The following is a 15,560-nucleotide window of genomic DNA, read 5'->3' as shown; positions in this document are numbered from 1 at the left end:
AAAGGATGCGCGCGCCTGCTAGTCAATGACTCAGGCGTTGCGCTGTTCGAATTCCTTCATGTATTCGACAAGCGCTTTGACGCCTTCGAGCGGGACGGCGTTATAAATCGACGCCCGCATGCCGCCGACGGACTTGTGGCCCTTTAGCTGCACCATTCCCCGCGCTTTCGCGCCGGCCAGGAAATCTTCGTTGCGCGACTCGTCGGCGAGGAAGAACGGTACGTTCATCCGCGAGCGCGAGCCTCGCTCGACCTTGTTCAAATAGAAGCCGCTCGAGTCGATTGCGTCGTACAGCAGCTTCGACTTCTCGAGATTGCGCGCTTCCATCGCGGCAAGGCCGCCCTGCTTCTTCAACCACTTGAACACCAGCCCGGCGACGTAGATCGCGTAGGTGGGCGGCGTGTTGTACATCGAATTGTTCTCGGCGACGGTCTTCCATTCGAAGGCCGATGGGCAGATTGCCTGCGCACGATCCAGCATGTCCTCGCGCACGATCACCACCGTCACGCCGGCCATGCCGATGTTCTTCTGCGCGCCGCCAAACAGCACGCCGTATTTGGCGATGTCCATCGGACGCGACAGGATGTGCGACGACGCGTCCGCAACGAGCGGAATATCGCCGAGATCGGGAATCTCAAAAGTTTCGACACCGTGGATGGTTTCGTTCGTGCACAGATGCACGTATGCCGGATCGTCCGACAACTGCCACTCCGAGCGCGCCGGTGCGCGTGTAAAGCCGTCCGCCGTCTGCCCGGAAGCGGCCAGATGCACGGTGCCGTACTTCTGCGCTTCCTTGGAGGACTTCTGCGACCAGGAACCGGTGATAACGAAATCCGCGCGCGGCTTCGCGCCCATCAGGTTCATCGGCACGATGGCGTTCTCGCCCAGACCACCGCCCTGCAGGAACAGGATGCGATGGCTCGCCGGCACCGCGAGCAACTCGCGCAGGTCGGTGAGCGCTTCCTCGTGGATCGACATGAATTCTTTCCCGCGATGGCTCATTTCCATCACGCTCATGCCACTGCCTTGCCAATCGAGCATCTCGTCGGCAGCCTGGCGCAGCACTTCTTCGGGCATGGCCGCCGGGCCGGCTGAGAAATTAAAGACGCGCATCGTGAAGTCCTGGAAGCGGGCGCGAAAAAAGAAAGATCGCGCGAAAATCGGCGAAGGTGGCAACCGGTAGGCAGCCACAGTGAAGCGGGCCAAGCGAATTCGACGGCTCGGGTTCGCTTGGCGAGAACTGGCTAAAGCGAATGTCACAACGAATCCGCCGCGATTCTGCGCCAAAAAAAGATAATGGCCGTCTGCGCGTGTGCGCAAACGGCCATTATCGCATTGTCAACGCCAACCCGCCAAACCCGGCGCGCCGTACAAGCTACGAGGCGCGCTCACCAGGCGGCGGCTCGCGCGACTTCAGCGCAGCCTTTCGACCTGGAATTACTTAGCCGGCTTGACCGAAGCGACTTCCTTGTCAGCCTGGTCACGCGTCGCCTTGATCGATTGCGGCATGTACTTTTGCATCAGACCGTTCACGACGTCGCGGCCAACCTGGTCTTGCACCTGGATGAACTTGCGGCCGGTCGCGCTCTTGTAGAACGCGGTCAGGTCCTTGATTTCCGACGTGCTGTAGTACTTCGCGTAGGCGTCGTACTGAGCTTGCATTGCGTCCTGACGGAAGCTGTCGGTTGCGAACACTTGACCCGCGCCGTCAACCAGCTTCGGCACGGCGTTCTTTTGCAGCGACGGCACAGCAGCCTGCTTCTGCTTGTCCGACATCGTCTTGTTTTCGCTCAGCGCGTCCGACAGGATAGCCGGAACCAGTTGCTTGGCTTGCATCTGCGCGCTGTTGCCGATCGCGCCGACCAGCTTCTGCGCGTCGATTGCGTCCAGCAGGTCCTTGATGGCAGCCTGCTTGGCCGGGTCAACCGGTGCTGCGGCAGCAGCCGGGGCCGCCGGGGCCTGGCTTTGCAGTGCTTGAGCCATAGCGAAGGTCGGCACGAGGGCAGCCAGCAACATCAGTTGTTTGAATCGTTTTTGCATCATTACTCCCTGAGAGAAATTAACTTGAACTGCGCGCTGCGCGGGATACGTATCGATCCGACACGCCATCATTCCCGGCGCAGCTTAGCTTTCAACCATTAACCGAGACTGAAATCGGCCGACGCGAATCAGGCTGCGCCACCGTCTTCACTGCCGTTGCCACCTTCGGCAGGACCTTCGGCGTCGCCTTCCACGTCACCCTCCGTTACGGCCTCAGCAACCTGTTGCAGACCGGAAAGTTTGGTCCCTTCGTCGAGGCTGATGAGTGTAACACCTTGGGTTGCACGTCCCATTTCGCGGATCTCCGACACGCGCGTGCGAATCAGCACACCCGTATTGGTGATCAGCATGATCTGCGCTTCCTGATCCACCAGCGTGGCGGCGACGACCTTGCCGTTGCGCTCCGACGTCTGGATCGCGATCATGCCCTTCGTGCCGCGCCCGTGCCGCGTGTACTCGATGATCGGCGTACGCTTGCCGAAGCCGTTTTCGGTAGCGGTGAGCACCGACTGCTGCTCGTCGCCGGCGACCAGCAACGCGATCACGTTCTGTCCGTCTTCGAGCTGCATGCCGCGCACGCCGCGCGCCTCCCGACCCATCGGACGCACATCGTTCTCATCGAAGCGAACCGCCTTGCCCGAATCCGAGAACAGCATCACGTCGTGCTGACCGTCCGTAATCGCTGCGCCGATCAGGTAATCGCCATCATCCAGACCGACGGCAATAATACCCTTGCGCAACACGCGGCCAAAGGCTTCCAGCGGCGTCTTCTTGACGGTTCCTAACGCGGTGCCCATAAAGACGAACTTGTCAGCCGAAAATTCCTTGACCGGCAAAACAACCGTAATCTTTTCGCCTTCCTGAAGCGGGAAGATATTGATGATCGGACGGCCTCGCGAATTCCGCGAACCCTGCGGAACTTCGTAGACTTTCACGCTGTAGACGCGTCCGCGATTCGAGAAGCACAGAATGTGATCGTGCGTGTTCGCGATGAACAGCGTGTCGATCCAGTCGTCTTCTTTCATCGCCGTGGCCTGTTTGCCGCGACCGCCCCGCTTCTGCGCGCTGTACTCGGACAGCGGCTGTGATTTCACGTAGCCCGCATGCGACATGGTCACGACCATTTCCTGCGGCGTGATCAGATCTTCGGTGTTCAGCTCGGTGGCGTTCAGCTCGATCTTCGAGCGGCGCGCGTCGCCGAATTCGGCTTTGATAGACGCGAGTTCGTCGACGATGATCGCCGTAATGCGTTCCGGACGAGCCAGAATGTCCAGCAAGTCGGCGATCTGCGCCATCACTTCGCGGTACTCGCCGATGATCTTGTCCTGCTCCAGACCGGTCAGGCGCTGCAGACGCATCTGCAGAATTTCCTGAGCCTGGGTGTCGGACAACCGGTAGAGGCCATCGGATTGCATACCGAACGACGGGTTCAACCCGTCCGGACGGTAGGCTTCACGACCGCCGGCCGACGCGTTTTCCGTCTCGGCGCGCGACAACATCTCGCGCACCAGCGACGAATCCCACGGACGCGCCATCAATTCCTGCTTGGCGATCGGCGGAGTCGGCGCGGCCTTGATGATCGCGATGAACTCGTCGATGTTGGCGAGCGCGACCGCGAGGCCTTCGAGCACGTGACCGCGTTCGCGGGCCTTGCGCAGTTCGTATACAGTTCGCCGCGTTAGCACTTCCCGGCGATGCGACAGGAAGCACGACAGCATTTCCTTCAGGTTGAGCAGCTTCGGCTGGCCGTCGACCAGCGCGACCATGTTCATGCCGAAGGTGTCCTGAAGCTGCGTGGCCTTATACAGATTGTTGAGCACCACTTCCGGCACTTCGCCGCGCTTCAACTCGATCACGACGCGCATGCCGCTCTTATCGGACTCGTCGCGGATGTCGGAAATGCCTTCGAGCTTCTTCTCATTGACCAGCTCGGCGATGCGCTCGAGCAGCGAGCGCTTGTTGACCTGGTACGGCAGTTCGTCAACGATGATCGCCATGCGCTGGCCGCGATCGATTTCCTCGAAGTGCGTGAGCGCGCGCATCACCACGCGGCCGCGGCCCGTGCGATAGCCGTCGCGCACGCCGGCCACGCCGTAAATGATGCCGGCGGTCGGGAAGTCGGGCGCAGGAATGATCTCGATCAGTTCGTCGATCGTGGCTTGCGGATTCTTCAGCAGATGCTGGCAGGCGTCGACGACCTCGTTGAGGTTGTGCGGCGGAATGTTGGTCGCCATGCCGACCGCGATGCCGGAGGAGCCATTGATCAGCAGATTTGGAATGCGCGCGGGCAGGATGGCCGGCTCGTTTTCGCTGCCGTCGTAGTTCGGCGTGAAGTCGACCGTTTCCTTGTCGATGTCGGCCAGCAGTTCGTGGCCGATCTTCGCCATGCGGATTTCGGTGTAGCGCATCGCCGCGGCGTTGTCGCCGTCGACGGAACCGAAGTTGCCTTGGCCGTCCACTAGCATGTAGCGCAGCGAGAAATTCTGCGCCATCCGGACGATGGTGTCGTATACAGCCGTGTCGCCGTGCGGGTGGTATTTACCGATGACGTCGCCGACGATACGCGCCGACTTCTTGTACGCGCGGTTCCAGTCGTTGTTCAGTTCGTGCATCGCGTACAGCACGCGCCGGTGCACCGGCTTCAGGCCATCGCGAACATCGGGAAGCGCACGCCCTACGATCACGCTCATCGCGTAATCGAGATACGAACGGCGCATTTCCTCCTCTAGGGAGATTGGCAGAGTCTCTTTGGCGAATTGATCCATTATCCGTATCTTTTACATGCCAAGGCAACGGATCAACCCCGCGCCTTCGCGTAAGCATTGCAGGCGCAACGCATCACGCGATTCTAACATGCCGTGAATCCGCCTCCGCCGAGGGTACGTATACCTACTAGCAGGAGTTCCGCGAGGCGCTCGCGGGGACTCCGTTTTCTTGCCGCCCAGGCGCGATTCGTGCGTGGGGCAATCCGCCGCTCAGCCATGACTGGCGGCCCCTCCAGGCGATTGCTTCTGTTGCGCATGCACCACAATTAAAGGGGGATTTGATCGGGCGCGGATTTTTTTATCGTCGGAAGGGAACGATATGGCAAAATGCCAACGCACAAAGAGTTAGACACTGCTCGAAGTCTACACACCAAGTTTTTTGTTCCGCACCAATGTTATACTTCGAGCAATGTATGACTTGTCTTCGTCAACAGGCTCGCAGTAAACCTGCGGTAATCTCAATTTCGAGAGGAGAAATATGAATAAACTTTCAAAGCTCGCGTTCATTGCAGCTACCGCAGTTATGGCTGCATCCGCCGTGGCGCAGTCGGTGCCGGCGTCGCGACAAGCTACGAACGACAACTGGGTGAATGGTACCGGCGAATACGTGTGGATGAACGGCACGAACGAGCTTTGCTGGCGCGATGCATTCTGGACGCCGGCAACGGCCAACGCCAAGTGCGACGGCGCCCTGGTTGCCCAGGCTCCGACCCCGCCAGCACCGGTCGCACCCGCACCGGCTATCTCTAGCGAAAAGATTACGTATCAAGCTGACGCGCTGTTCGACTTCGACAAGGCAATTCTGAAGCCGGCCGGCAAGGAAAAGCTGAGCGAACTCGCATCGAAGATCCAAGGCATCAACCTGGAAGTCGTCGTCGCAACGGGTCACACGGACCGTATCGGTACGGACAAGTACAACGACCGTCTGTCGATGCGCCGCGCTCAAGCTGTGAAGGCATTCCTGGTGAGCAAGGGCATCGAAGCCAACCGTATCTATACGGAAGGCAAGGGCCGTCGCAACCCGGTCACGACCGGTTGCAACCAGAAGAACCGCAAGCAACTCATCGCCTGCCTCGCACCGGATCGTCGCGTGGAAGTCGAAGTTGTGGGCACGCCGAAGCAGTAAGCTTCAGGTTGCCGCAGTATCAAAGCCCCGCTTCGGCGGGGCTTTTTTTATGCATAGCCGGTCGCGCAATGCAGGTCGCGTCGCCCTGTGGCAGCCGCGAGCGTCGCCCACCAAGCCGCACGGGCACCTGTCGAGGCGATGCCACGAGCCGTCCTTTTGCCGCCCTGTCCCTCGACCTATATACTCAGGGTTTATCCTCGAGCGCCCGCTCACCGCTCTCATCGAGGCAGCTTTCGCCATGACCAACGCCGATCCCCACGAACTACAGAAATTCAGCGACCTCGCGCACCGGTGGTGGGACCCGAATGCCGAATTCAAGCCGCTGCACGAACTCAACCCCATTCGCCTGAACTGGATCGACGCCCACGCGCATCTCGCGGGTAAGAAAGTGCTGGATATCGGCTGCGGCGGCGGGATTCTCTCCGAATCGATGGCCGGTCTCGGCGCGCACGTGAAGGGCATCGACCTGTCGACCCAAGCGCTCGGCGTCGCCGATCTTCACAGCCTTGAAAGCGGCGTAACCGTTAATTACGAAGAAATCGCCGCGGAAGCGCTCGCCGCCCGCGAACCGGGAACGTACGACGTGGTCACCTGCATGGAAATGCTCGAACACGTGCCCGTGCCCGGTGCGATCGTCGAGGCCTGCAAGACGCTGGTGAAGCCCGGCGGCTGGGTGTTCTTTTCCACGTTGAACCGCAACGTGAAGTCGTATCTGTTCGCGGTGATCGGTGCCGAATACATCGCGCGGATGCTGCCCAAGGGCACGCACGACTACGCGCGTTTCATCCGTCCGTCGGAATTGGCGAGCTTCGTGCGCGCCGCCGGCCTGCGCGCGGCCGACATCAAAGGCATCGTCTACAACCCGCTCAGCAAGCATTTCACGCTGTCCGCCGACACGAGCGTGAACTACCTGCTCGCCTGCCGCCGCGACGCCTGATCCGCCCCGACATGCCCAACCCAATCCGATAATGAGCGACCCTACTGCCCTGCCCCAACGAGAAGACAACGACAACGCGCTCGGTCTTTGCCAGGCTGTGCTGTTCGATCTCGATGGCACGATGGCCGACACGGCGCCCGATCTCGCGGCCGCCGTCAACAAGATGCGCCACGACCGCGGCCTCGAGATGGTGCCGCTCGAAGACCTGCGTCCGCTGGCATCAGCGGGGGCGCGCGGGCTGATCGGCGGCGCGTTCGGCATCGGCCCGGACAATCACGAGTTTGCGTCGATGCGCGAAGAGTTTCTCGCCAACTACGAAGCGGACTTGTGCATCGAGACGACGCTCTTTCCCGGCATCCCCGAACTGCTCGACGATCTCGATGCGCGTGGCGTGCGCTGGGGCATCGTCACGAACAAGGTGGCGCGGCTGACCGAGCCGCTGGTCGCGCAGCTTGGGCTCGAAGAGCGCGCGGGCTGCGTGGTGAGCGGCGACACGACTGCGCATTCGAAGCCGCACCCGGCGCCTTTGCTGCACGCCGCGCAGGAACTGGACGTGGCGCCGGAGCGCATCGTCTATGTGGGCGACGACCTGCGCGACGTGCAGGCCGGTTTCGCGGCGGGCATGAAGACCGTGGCAGCCGCGTACGGCTACTGCGGCAACGACATTCCACCGACGCAGTGGCATGCACAGCATGTCGTCCAATCGCCGGGCGAATTGCAGAAGCTGCTGCGCGATATTGGCTGAAGCACCACGGTGGCCGCTATGCCAATGAGTCAGGACGCGGCCGTCAAACTACTGTAAAATCTGCTTCTGGCTCAGAAATCTTGAGCAACGAACCGCGGGGGCGACCTGGTTTCGACAGGGGTTGCGAAGCGGCTAGGGCATGTCGAGGACCCGTCACCTCGTTAATCAATGGGAAAAACGTAACTGCAAACGACGATACGTTCGCACTGGCAGCCTAAGGGCCGCCGTCCTCTGCCTAGTTCACTGACGGGCTAGTGTCGCAAGACCGGTAGCAATACCGACAGAGGTCATATACGTCAGTTAAGCCTTGGCGGCGTCACGACGCCCGGGTCGAAAATCTAGTGAATCGCTTTAGTGCAGCGTGTTCGTCCGCGTCACTGGGGTTAAATCAAATGACAGAACTAAACATGTAGAACTGGTCGTAGAGTGCTTCTGGACGCGGGTTCGATTCCCGCCGCCTCCACCAAACACCGCGCAAGCAATAGCGTTGTATGAAAAACCCCGTTAGCCGCAGGCTCCCGGGGTTTTTTTGTTTGCCCAATGCAGCCGGCATTCGCCAGCATTTCGGCCTAGCCCCAGCCGCTCCGGTCAAGGAGCCGCCGCAAGCGGTTTGCGCTGCGCGACGCGCAAGGCTTCGAATGGCGTCATCACTGGCGGCCCGTCGATCGACCTGGTCGGCGGCATGCTTTCAGGCGCAACGCGTCGATCCGTTTTTTCCACGACGGCGCGATCCGTCTCGATCGCCCTGCCCCCGTCCGCGCCAACCAGCAAACCATTCACCCGCGCTACCTCGTCCAGGTCCAGCGCCGCCGTCGCGGCCTTCAGTTGCAGCAACCCAACAAGCGCCATGTAGCGCGCCCGAATCAGATCCCGGCGATTCGCGTAAAACGAATCCGCCGCGCGCAACACGTCGGTGCTCGTCCTGCTGCCCACCTTGTAGCCCACCTGCGTCGCAAGTAATGCGGCGTGCGAAGTCTGCGCGAGACGCGTCAGCGCATCGACCCGCGTGACGCCGTCGTGAAAGCGTGACCAGTTTTCCCGCGCCGTCGCGCCAGCCAGCCGGGTTGCGCCGACCAGTTCGTCCTGCGCCTTGTCCTGAAGCGCCAGCGTCTCGTCGATGATCGCGTCCGTCCCGCCGCCCTCGAAAATCGGAATCGTCACCGACAGCATTGCGGTGGTGGTCGTCGTCGGACGGGAGTAGCCGGAGGCGGCGCCTGCCGGCGTATGGCTCGCCGTCAGGTTCACGACCGGCAGATTTCTCGCCCGCGCCTTCTCGACGTCGAATTGCGCGATGCGCCGGTCGATCTGCTTCAACTGCACCAGATAGTCGTGTGCTTCAGCCTGCGCGATCCAGCTGGCCTCGTTGTCGGGACTCAGGCACGGCATCGACACGGTATCCGGCAGCCGCGACAACCCCGCAAACGGCTGCCCTGTGATCTGTTCGAGCGAGAGCCGCCGCAGTTGCAAATCGCTGCGAGCATCCAGTTGCTGCACCTGCGCCTGCTCGCGCGCCGCCTCGGCCTCCTGCAAGTCGATCACAGTCGCCTCGCCCGCCGCCTGCCGCCGATGCAGCTGAACCATGTGTTGTTCGAGCGCGGCCGTGTAGTCGTCGGCGCGGGCCAGTTCGTCTTCGGCGGCGAGTTCGTCGAAGTACGCGCGTACCGCCTGCAGAATGGCCGCCTGCTGCGCGCGCGCCGCATCGACCACCCCGCGCGCGCCGATCAGGTCGGCCTGCCGGAAGGCCGTCCAGCGGCCCCAGTCGAAGACCGGTTGCGACAGCTCGACAGTCCAGCCGTTCTGCCAGTAGCTGTCGCGTGGGAAACCCTCGATCGCCGTGCGGTTGTAGGCGCGTCCCCAGCCGCCCGACAGTTGCGGCAACAACGCCGCGCGGGCTTTGGGCAGCGCCTCGCGCGCGGCCCGGGAACCCGCGCGCGAGGCGGCCAGGTCCGCGTCATGGTCGGCGGCCAGAGCGGCGACGCTGAGCAGGTCGGCTGCCGCCGCGGTACTCGTCTGCGCGGCGGAGGCAAGCACGATCAGCAGGCGCGATACGGTGCGCTTATTCATCGGCCAACACCTCGGCGCGCGCCTCGCACACCAGCTCGCCTTCGACCAGCCGGTAGCGCGTGTCGAACGCCGCCGCGAGCGACATGTCGTGCGTAATCACGACGACCGTGCGTTCGATACGCTGCAGCAACGCCACGATCTGCCGCACCGACGCGGGATCGAGATTCGACGTCGGCTCGTCGAGCAGCAGCAGTTCGCGCTGCTGGTACAGCGCACGCGCGAGCAGCAGGCGCTGCCGCTGCCCGGCGGAAATATTGGCGATCGTGTCGCTGATCACCGTGCGCGTGCGCATCGGCAAGCGCATCACGTCGCGCAGCAGCCCGACGTCGTCGAGCAGCGCGTGAACGCGCGCTTCGTCCACGTTGCCCGCGAACAGTGTCACGTTGTCCGCAATCGAGCCGTGCAGGATCAGATCGCCCTGCCGCATATGCACGGCGTGACGGCGGATTTCGTCGACGGCGAGATTCGGCCAGGCGATGCCGTTCAGCATGATCTCGCCCTCCTGAAGCGGTTCGGCCGCCGCGAGCAGCTTGAACAGCGTGGACTTGCCGCTGCCCGACGCGCCGGTGATCACAATCTTGTCGCCCTTGCGTATCACGATGTTCGCGTTCTTCAGCACGGGCTGATCCGACGCGCCGTAGCGGAACGTCACGTTGCGCACGTCGATGCGCTCGAAAGCACGCACTTCGACGCTCTTGTGCGCCTCGCCCGGCGGCGTGTAGCGCTCCGCGTCACCGTCCACGATATCGCCGACCCGCGCGACCGGGACGCTCAGCATGAAGTACGCAAAGGCCGCGTTGATCGAGTTCGCAAAGCGCTCCGACAGCAGCGACTTGTAGATCAGAAACGAATAGAACACGCCCACCGAAATCGCGCCGCCGAGCATCAGGCGCGCGGCGAACCACGTGATCGCGATCATGTCGGCGTAGTTGACGAGCTTCAGGATCGCATCGCGCGCGCTGCCGAGACGGCTGTTCTGCACGAGCGCCGCAAAATAGGCGCGATACTTCGCCATGAAAATCGCCGTACGCCGCGTCTCGCCCTGCGACAGCTTGATCAACGACGCGCCGCGTATCGTCTCGATCAGCATGTCGTCGCAGCGCGCCGATTCTTCGAGCACGAGTGCGTGCGTATCGCGCATGCGCGTGAACAGCGCAAACGAGACCGCCACGTAGAGCACGAAAATCAGCAGCGCAATCGCGGTCAGCTGCGGACTCTGCACCAGCATCAGGAGCAGCGCGAGCAAACCGACCACGAGATCGATGCCAAGCGAAATCGCCGTGCGTGTGGCGTAGATGCTGATCTCGTCCTGCGCTTTCACGCGCGCGAATAGATCGCCGACATGGCGCTTCTCGAAGTACGGAATCGGATTGCTCAACAGCTTCGCGAGCAAGCCCTCGATCATGTTCATCTGCACGAGGCCGTGCAACAGTTCGACGAGGTAGGTCTGGATGTACTGGCTCAGCGCGCCGGCGATGAAAATGCCGGAGAACGTCAGCACCAGCACGTTGAGCAGATTCAGGTTGTCGGCGGCGACGACGTCGTCGAGCACGAGATTGCCGAGGTACGGCATCGCGAGAATCGCGAACTGGCTGCCGAGCGCAATGAAGATCACCTTGACGATCTGCGCGCCGAGTTGCGGATTCAGCGCACGCACCCGCGCGAGCGCCGCCGGCACCCGCGACTTGTTGCGCACGCGCGGCATGGCCGGCGTCGGCGCACATTCGAGCAGGAAGCCTGACACATTGGCGACGAACGTGTCCATCGAAATACGGCGCCGACCGGTGGCCGGATCGATCACCTGCACGTAGCCGCGCCCGTACTTTTCGAACACGACGAAATGGGCGCCGCCGAAATGCATGATCGAACCGCGCTTCACGCTCGCCAGATCGCCGCTGCCGAAGCGGTACGCCTGCACCGCAAGCCCGTATTCGAGCGCGACGTCGTACAGGTCCATCATCGTCAAACCGTTGGCGGAGATCGGCCTGAACGCCTGCAGCTCGCGCACTTCGGTCGCGCGGCCGAAGTGCGACAGCACCATGGCCAGACAGGCGTAACCGCATTCGGCGACTTCGTTCTGATAGATCGCGCGCATCGTCAGCCTCGCAGCACACGGAACAGCGGCGCGAGCACCCATTCGGCGATGGTGCGGCGCTCGATCACGATGCTCGCCGTCGCCGCCATGCCCGGCAGAATGTCGAAGCGTTGCCGCTCGAAGTGGAACGTGTCGCCGCTTAGCGTGGCCCACGCCATGTAGTCTCCGTCGGGACTGCCCGGCTCGGATGCGGCTGCGGGCGACATCGCCGAGCGCACGGTGGTGCGGGAGATCGAATCGATCCGCGCGGGGTAGCTGCCGAATTTCGCGTATGGAAACGCATCGAACTTGAGGCGCACGATCTGCCCTTCGCGCACGAAACCGCGCCGTCGCGACGGAATGCGCAGCGCGGCGCGCAACGCGCCCTTCTCGCCGGTCGAGATCACGAGCGCGACGTCGTCGGGTGCGAGAGTGCGCCCCGGCACGAGGCCCGAGTACGTCACCACGCCGGCTTTCGGCGCGGAGATCGTCGCGTCCCGGCGGGTCTGTTCGAAGCGCATGCGAATGTCCTGCAACTCGCGTGCGTGGCGCGCGTCCAGTTCATTGAGTTGCGCGCCCAGGCCCGTTTGGGTACCGATCGCCGCGCCCAGATCCGCGTCGAGTTGCTGACGGCGCGCCGCGCTTTGCGCGAGCGCGACTTTCGCCTGATGGATGTCGGCACTCGCCTGCTCGATCCGGTCGGCGGTGATGTAGTCGGCCACCGACACGAGCCGCGTCAGCTTGCGGCCGGCTTCGTCGGCGAGCGCGCGGTTCTGCGCCAGTTGTTCGTCGAGCGCGGAGATTTCCGCCCGGCGGCTTTGCGCGGTGAGCCGCGCGGCATTCAGTTGCGCGGCAAGATCGGCCCTGCGCTGAAGATATTGCGCGTCGCTCGTGCGGAGCTGTTCGTCGCGGTCATGCTCGTCGAACGCTTTGCGTTGCAGGCCATTGCTCGCGAGCGAGAGATCGCGGTCCAGGCGAAACAGCGGCGCGCCCTGCGCGACGCGCGTCGAACGATTCACATAGATGTCCGACACGAGGCCGCTCAGCCCCTGAATCTTGATTTCGGACGGCGATACGATTTCCGCACGCACGTCCTGCTTCAGTTCGACGTCGTAGACGAACGCGAACACGATGGCGACGCTCACGAGTGCGGAGGTCGCATACGCGATCCAGCGCCATGAGACGTCCCTGAACTGGGGGAGATTGATGGGTTCCATAGCGTGATTGCTGCCCGGTGCCGGCCAGTGTTGTTATGAGTTCCGCCGCAGCGGCCCGTCTGGGCGAACGTCGTGCCACGCGGCCACCAGGCTGGGCGCGGGTGTCTAGCGGACCGGCGCGAACGCGTACATCGACGGATGTCCTGATACGAGCCAGTCGGGATAGTTGTCGAGCGCCGCGCTTTCGATGTAACCGGCGAGCCATTGCGGAGCGTCAGGAGCGGCAAGCGGCAAAGGTCCGAACAGTTCGGCGCTGAACCGCCCTTGCCGGAAACGCAGATAAAACGGCAGCAGCATGGCATTGAACGGCGCGCCTAGCCGGAACACGCCGTTGTGAATGCGCGCGTTGCGACCGAAGATCGACACGCCGACCGTTTCCATCGGATAGCGGTGCAGCGCGAACGGCGGCACGTCGGCGAACAGTACCGCGACGCCGTTGCGCCTCAACGTTCTCGCGACGCGCAGGCCAAGGCCATTACGGTTATCGTCGCCGTACGTGTACAGCACGGTCACGCTGGGGATGAGCGTCTGGTCGTCACCGTACATGTCGCGCGGCACGCCCGACACCACCGAAATCGATTCGAGCCCGAGCATTTCGCGCAATGCGTCGATCACATAAATGTTCGCGTATTGCGACACGTAGTGAAACGGCGACACGATGACAGGACGCCCCGGCACCTCGGCCTGCAATTGCCGGATTCGGGCGGCAAGCATCTGCGCCACGTGTTGCAGGTCCGGCCAGTCCTCGCGGCCGCGCAACAGACGGCCGTAATAGATCCGCTTGTCGATCAGGCTTTCACGCAAGCTGCCGGACGAAACCTGCGTTGCGCTGAACGGCGCCGACCCCGGCATGTCGCGCCCGCTCTCGCAGCGCGAGATGCCGTTCCAGCGTGCACGCGCGTCGACGAGGCTGTGAGCTTTCCATACGGCAGCGGCCAACGGTTCGATTACCGAAGGCGGCATATGAGCGATCGACCATCCTTGCAGCCGGCGCCTTGCGCGCGCGATTTCGTTTCGCAGCGAAGTCATCCTGACCGGAGCGGCGCTCCACCACCCCATATTTCACTCCACGTTGACGCGAAAGGGCCGGAGTGGTCGTACGACGACCACTCCGGCGCGTGAGACTTTTACGCCTTCACAAGCTTACGCCTTGACAACGGGCGTCTGCGTGGCCGGCGTACTGGCAGCGCCCTTGCAGCAGCCGCCTGCAACAGCGGATTTAGCCAAGTCATTGCGATTGATCTTTTGCATTTTGATTACCTATCTAATGGTTAAAAAAATTAGCTCGCGAGATAAAACCCCGATTCACCGAGCGATGCAAATCCTAACATCGGGAATTCTTTATGAGTGGCTCTTTGCGTTTTTTTACACTTCCCGGGTGTATTTAATAACCACCACCCGATTATCAAATCGCAGGCGCCACATACATGCATCGCGGCACGCCGCGGCGCCACGCGTCGACGATCTTCTTCCTTGGGCGTCTTGTCTTTATCCGCAGCCGGCTAAAACACTCATTGATTTACTCATTAATCAGACACGACAATAGCGCAGCCACATTAAATATGGCCAATAGACTGAATTATTTTTCATAAAAATGACAGGGAACCTTCCCAATTCCGCAAGGAAAATTCACGGCCCATTTGCAATTTCAATAAACTTAATCGCCGCAAATCACGGCTTTACGAAAAACTCCGCAACAATCGACCCGACACGGAATATCCACCCGCGCTCATCCGTTTATTGCTGGCAGGCACACCGATGGCCGGCCGGATTCCACCCGCTGCCTATACTCCAACCACACGCAGTCAACCACACTGTCAACCCAGGAGCCCGCATCATGCGCAAGACCATCCTTTTCCTCGCCCCGCTCGCGCTAGTCGCGCTGCAACAAAGCGCGTTCGCCGACCCGCCCAAGGTGAACAATGGCCGCTTTGTCAATGCGGACGGCATGACGCTCTATACGTTCGACAAAGACACCACGCCCGGCGTGAGCGCCTGTACCGGCGGCTGCATGAGCCACTGGCCCGCGGCCACGGCGGGCCCGGCGGACAAACCGTCGGGCGACTGGACGCTGATCCCCGGCGCCGACGGCAAGAAGCAATGGGCGTACAAGGGCCATCCGCTGTATCGCTACGCGGAGGACAAGCAGGCGGGGGATGCGAAGGGGGAAGGCTTCAAGGACATGTGGCACACGGCCAAGCCCTGAGTGTGAGCAGCGGCCGATCGAACATCGGCCGTGAAACGGCGGCGCCGGGGCGAGCCCTGCGCCGCCATGCGGGCAACGTTATTCGTCTTTAGGACACTGCAGATTGCAGCCGTTCGGATCGCCCATGTCGCCGCGCTTGCGCATGGCCGACTTTTTGCCGGACTGGTATTTGCCCGACGGCGCCGACGCGGCAAACGGCATTTGCGGATGTTCGGCAAGACGGAACTGGTCTTGCAGGATGCCGCCCGGCACGCCGGGTGAATTCTGTGCAAAGGCGACCGGGGCGGTAGCGAGCAGCACACTCGCCGTCGCGGCGGCGGCACATACGTGGAGAAGAGCTTTCATATCGAGTCAGCGCGGCGTGGCGCGCGGTTAAGGCGGAAGCG

12 protein-coding genes and 1 other RNA gene are annotated in these 15,560 nt (G+C 62.2%); 5 read left to right on the top strand and 8 right to left on the bottom strand.

All coding sequences use genetic code 11. The annotated features are described in order from the left end of the window. Positions 1-30: 30 nt before the first annotated feature. From serC to gyrA, 3 genes are all read right to left on the bottom strand, one after another. Positions 31-1,113 (bottom strand): 3-phosphoserine/phosphohydroxythreonine transaminase, encoded by a 1,083-nt coding sequence (gene serC, locus HV770_RS05510; protein WP_175158446.1) that lies wholly within the window; start codon positions 1,111-1,113, stop codon positions 31-33. Between the two features lie 324 nt (positions 1,114-1,437). Next, the gene (locus HV770_RS05505) at positions 1,438-2,040 is read right to left on the bottom strand and encodes a DUF2059 domain-containing protein (RefSeq protein ID WP_121315390.1); all 603 of its coding nucleotides are present in this window, start codon (positions 2,038-2,040) and stop codon (positions 1,438-1,440) included. 128 nt (positions 2,041-2,168) lie between these two features. Next, positions 2,169-4,805 (bottom strand): DNA gyrase subunit A, encoded by a 2,637-nt coding sequence (gyrA, locus tag HV770_RS05500; RefSeq protein ID WP_175158445.1) that lies wholly within the window; start codon positions 4,803-4,805, stop codon positions 2,169-2,171. Positions 4,806-5,283: 478 nt separating this feature from the next. Between gyrA and ompA the strand changes: the two genes are divergently transcribed. The 4 genes from ompA to ssrA all read left to right on the top strand — a co-directional run bounded on the left by ompA (position 5,284) and on the right by ssrA (position 8,079). Continuing rightward, positions 5,284-5,931 (top strand): outer membrane protein OmpA, encoded by a 648-nt coding sequence (gene ompA / locus HV770_RS05495; protein ID WP_175158444.1) that lies wholly within the window; start codon positions 5,284-5,286, stop codon positions 5,929-5,931. A 238-nt stretch (positions 5,932-6,169) separates the two neighbouring features. Continuing rightward, positions 6,170-6,868: a bifunctional 2-polyprenyl-6-hydroxyphenol methylase/3-demethylubiquinol 3-O-methyltransferase UbiG gene (gene ubiG / locus HV770_RS05490; RefSeq protein WP_175158443.1), complete on the top strand. Its 699-nt coding sequence runs from the start codon at positions 6,170-6,172 to the stop codon at positions 6,866-6,868. Between the two features lie 31 nt (positions 6,869-6,899). Beyond that, positions 6,900-7,613, top strand: a complete 714-nt coding sequence (gene gph / locus HV770_RS05485; RefSeq protein WP_175158442.1) for a phosphoglycolate phosphatase — start codon at positions 6,900-6,902, stop codon at positions 7,611-7,613. A 96-nt stretch (positions 7,614-7,709) separates the two neighbouring features. Further along, positions 7,710-8,079: a transfer-messenger RNA gene (gene ssrA / locus HV770_RS05480) on the top strand. Positions 8,080-8,201: 122 nt separating this feature from the next. On the opposite strand, the gene HV770_RS05475 is transcribed toward ssrA, so the two are convergent. The 4 genes from HV770_RS05475 to HV770_RS05460 all read right to left on the bottom strand — a co-directional run bounded on the left by HV770_RS05475 (position 8,202) and on the right by HV770_RS05460 (position 13,931). After that, positions 8,202-9,677 (bottom strand): TolC family protein, encoded by a 1,476-nt coding sequence (locus HV770_RS05475; RefSeq protein ID WP_175158441.1) that lies wholly within the window; start codon positions 9,675-9,677, stop codon positions 8,202-8,204. Then, the gene (locus tag HV770_RS05470; RefSeq protein ID WP_175158440.1) at positions 9,670-11,772 is read right to left on the bottom strand and encodes a peptidase domain-containing ABC transporter; all 2,103 of its coding nucleotides are present in this window, start codon (positions 11,770-11,772) and stop codon (positions 9,670-9,672) included. The genes HV770_RS05475 and HV770_RS05470 overlap by 8 nt, the downstream gene beginning before the upstream one ends. A 2-nt stretch (positions 11,773-11,774) precedes the next feature. Further along, positions 11,775-12,968, bottom strand: coding sequence for an HlyD family secretion protein (locus tag HV770_RS05465; protein ID WP_175158439.1), 1,194 nt, complete (start codon positions 12,966-12,968; stop codon positions 11,775-11,777). Positions 12,969-13,073: 105 nt separating this feature from the next. After that, positions 13,074-13,931: a hypothetical protein gene (locus tag HV770_RS05460; RefSeq protein ID WP_246290714.1), complete on the bottom strand. Its 858-nt coding sequence runs from the start codon at positions 13,929-13,931 to the stop codon at positions 13,074-13,076. An 874-nt stretch (positions 13,932-14,805) separates the two neighbouring features. Between HV770_RS05460 and HV770_RS05455 the strand changes: the two genes are divergently transcribed. Next, entirely contained in the window at positions 14,806-15,174 is a 369-nt protein-coding gene (locus HV770_RS05455; protein WP_175158437.1) for a COG4315 family predicted lipoprotein, read from the top strand. Positions 15,175-15,252: 78 nt separating this feature from the next. Here HV770_RS05455 and HV770_RS05450 read toward each other — a convergent pair whose 3' ends face one another. After that, positions 15,253-15,519 carry a hypothetical protein gene (locus tag HV770_RS05450; protein ID WP_175158436.1) on the bottom strand — a complete coding sequence of 89 codons (267 nt, stop codon included), beginning with the start codon at positions 15,517-15,519 and terminating at the stop codon, positions 15,253-15,255. Between the last annotated feature and the right edge of the window lie 41 nt (positions 15,520-15,560).

This window comes from Paraburkholderia fynbosensis, assembly GCF_902859935.1.
Taxonomy (GTDB): Bacteria; Pseudomonadota; Gammaproteobacteria; order Burkholderiales; family Burkholderiaceae; genus Paraburkholderia; species Paraburkholderia fynbosensis.
The sequence above is the reverse complement of the archived record's forward strand: the minus strand, read 5'-3'. Positions and strand labels throughout refer to the sequence as shown.

What these genes read in the sequence shown, in the direction of transcription:
- HV770_RS05460 (WP_246290714.1), bottom strand. Translation starts at nt 13,931, where the DNA reads ATGCCGCCTTCGGTAATCGAACCGTTGGCCGCTGCCGTATGGAAAGCT.
- ompA (WP_175158444.1), top strand. Translation starts at nt 5,284, where the DNA reads ATGAATAAACTTTCAAAGCTCGCGTTCATTGCAGCTACCGCAGTTATG.
- HV770_RS05475 (WP_175158441.1), bottom strand. Translation starts at nt 9,677, where the DNA reads ATGAATAAGCGCACCGTATCGCGCCTGCTGATCGTGCTTGCCTCCGCC.
- gph (WP_175158442.1), top strand. Translation starts at nt 6,900, where the DNA reads ATGAGCGACCCTACTGCCCTGCCCCAACGAGAAGACAACGACAACGCG.
- ubiG (WP_175158443.1), top strand. Translation starts at nt 6,170, where the DNA reads ATGACCAACGCCGATCCCCACGAACTACAGAAATTCAGCGACCTCGCG.
- gyrA (WP_175158445.1), bottom strand. Translation starts at nt 4,805, where the DNA reads ATGGATCAATTCGCCAAAGAGACTCTGCCAATCTCCCTAGAGGAGGAA.
- HV770_RS05450 (WP_175158436.1), bottom strand. Translation starts at nt 15,519, where the DNA reads ATGAAAGCTCTTCTCCACGTATGTGCCGCCGCCGCGACGGCGAGTGTG.
- serC (WP_175158446.1), bottom strand. Translation starts at nt 1,113, where the DNA reads ATGCGCGTCTTTAATTTCTCAGCCGGCCCGGCGGCCATGCCCGAAGAA.
- HV770_RS05455 (WP_175158437.1), top strand. Translation starts at nt 14,806, where the DNA reads ATGCGCAAGACCATCCTTTTCCTCGCCCCGCTCGCGCTAGTCGCGCTG.
- HV770_RS05465 (WP_175158439.1), bottom strand. Translation starts at nt 12,968, where the DNA reads ATGGAACCCATCAATCTCCCCCAGTTCAGGGACGTCTCATGGCGCTGG.
- HV770_RS05470 (WP_175158440.1), bottom strand. Translation starts at nt 11,772, where the DNA reads ATGCGCGCGATCTATCAGAACGAAGTCGCCGAATGCGGTTACGCCTGT.
- HV770_RS05505 (WP_121315390.1), bottom strand. Translation starts at nt 2,040, where the DNA reads ATGCAAAAACGATTCAAACAACTGATGTTGCTGGCTGCCCTCGTGCCG.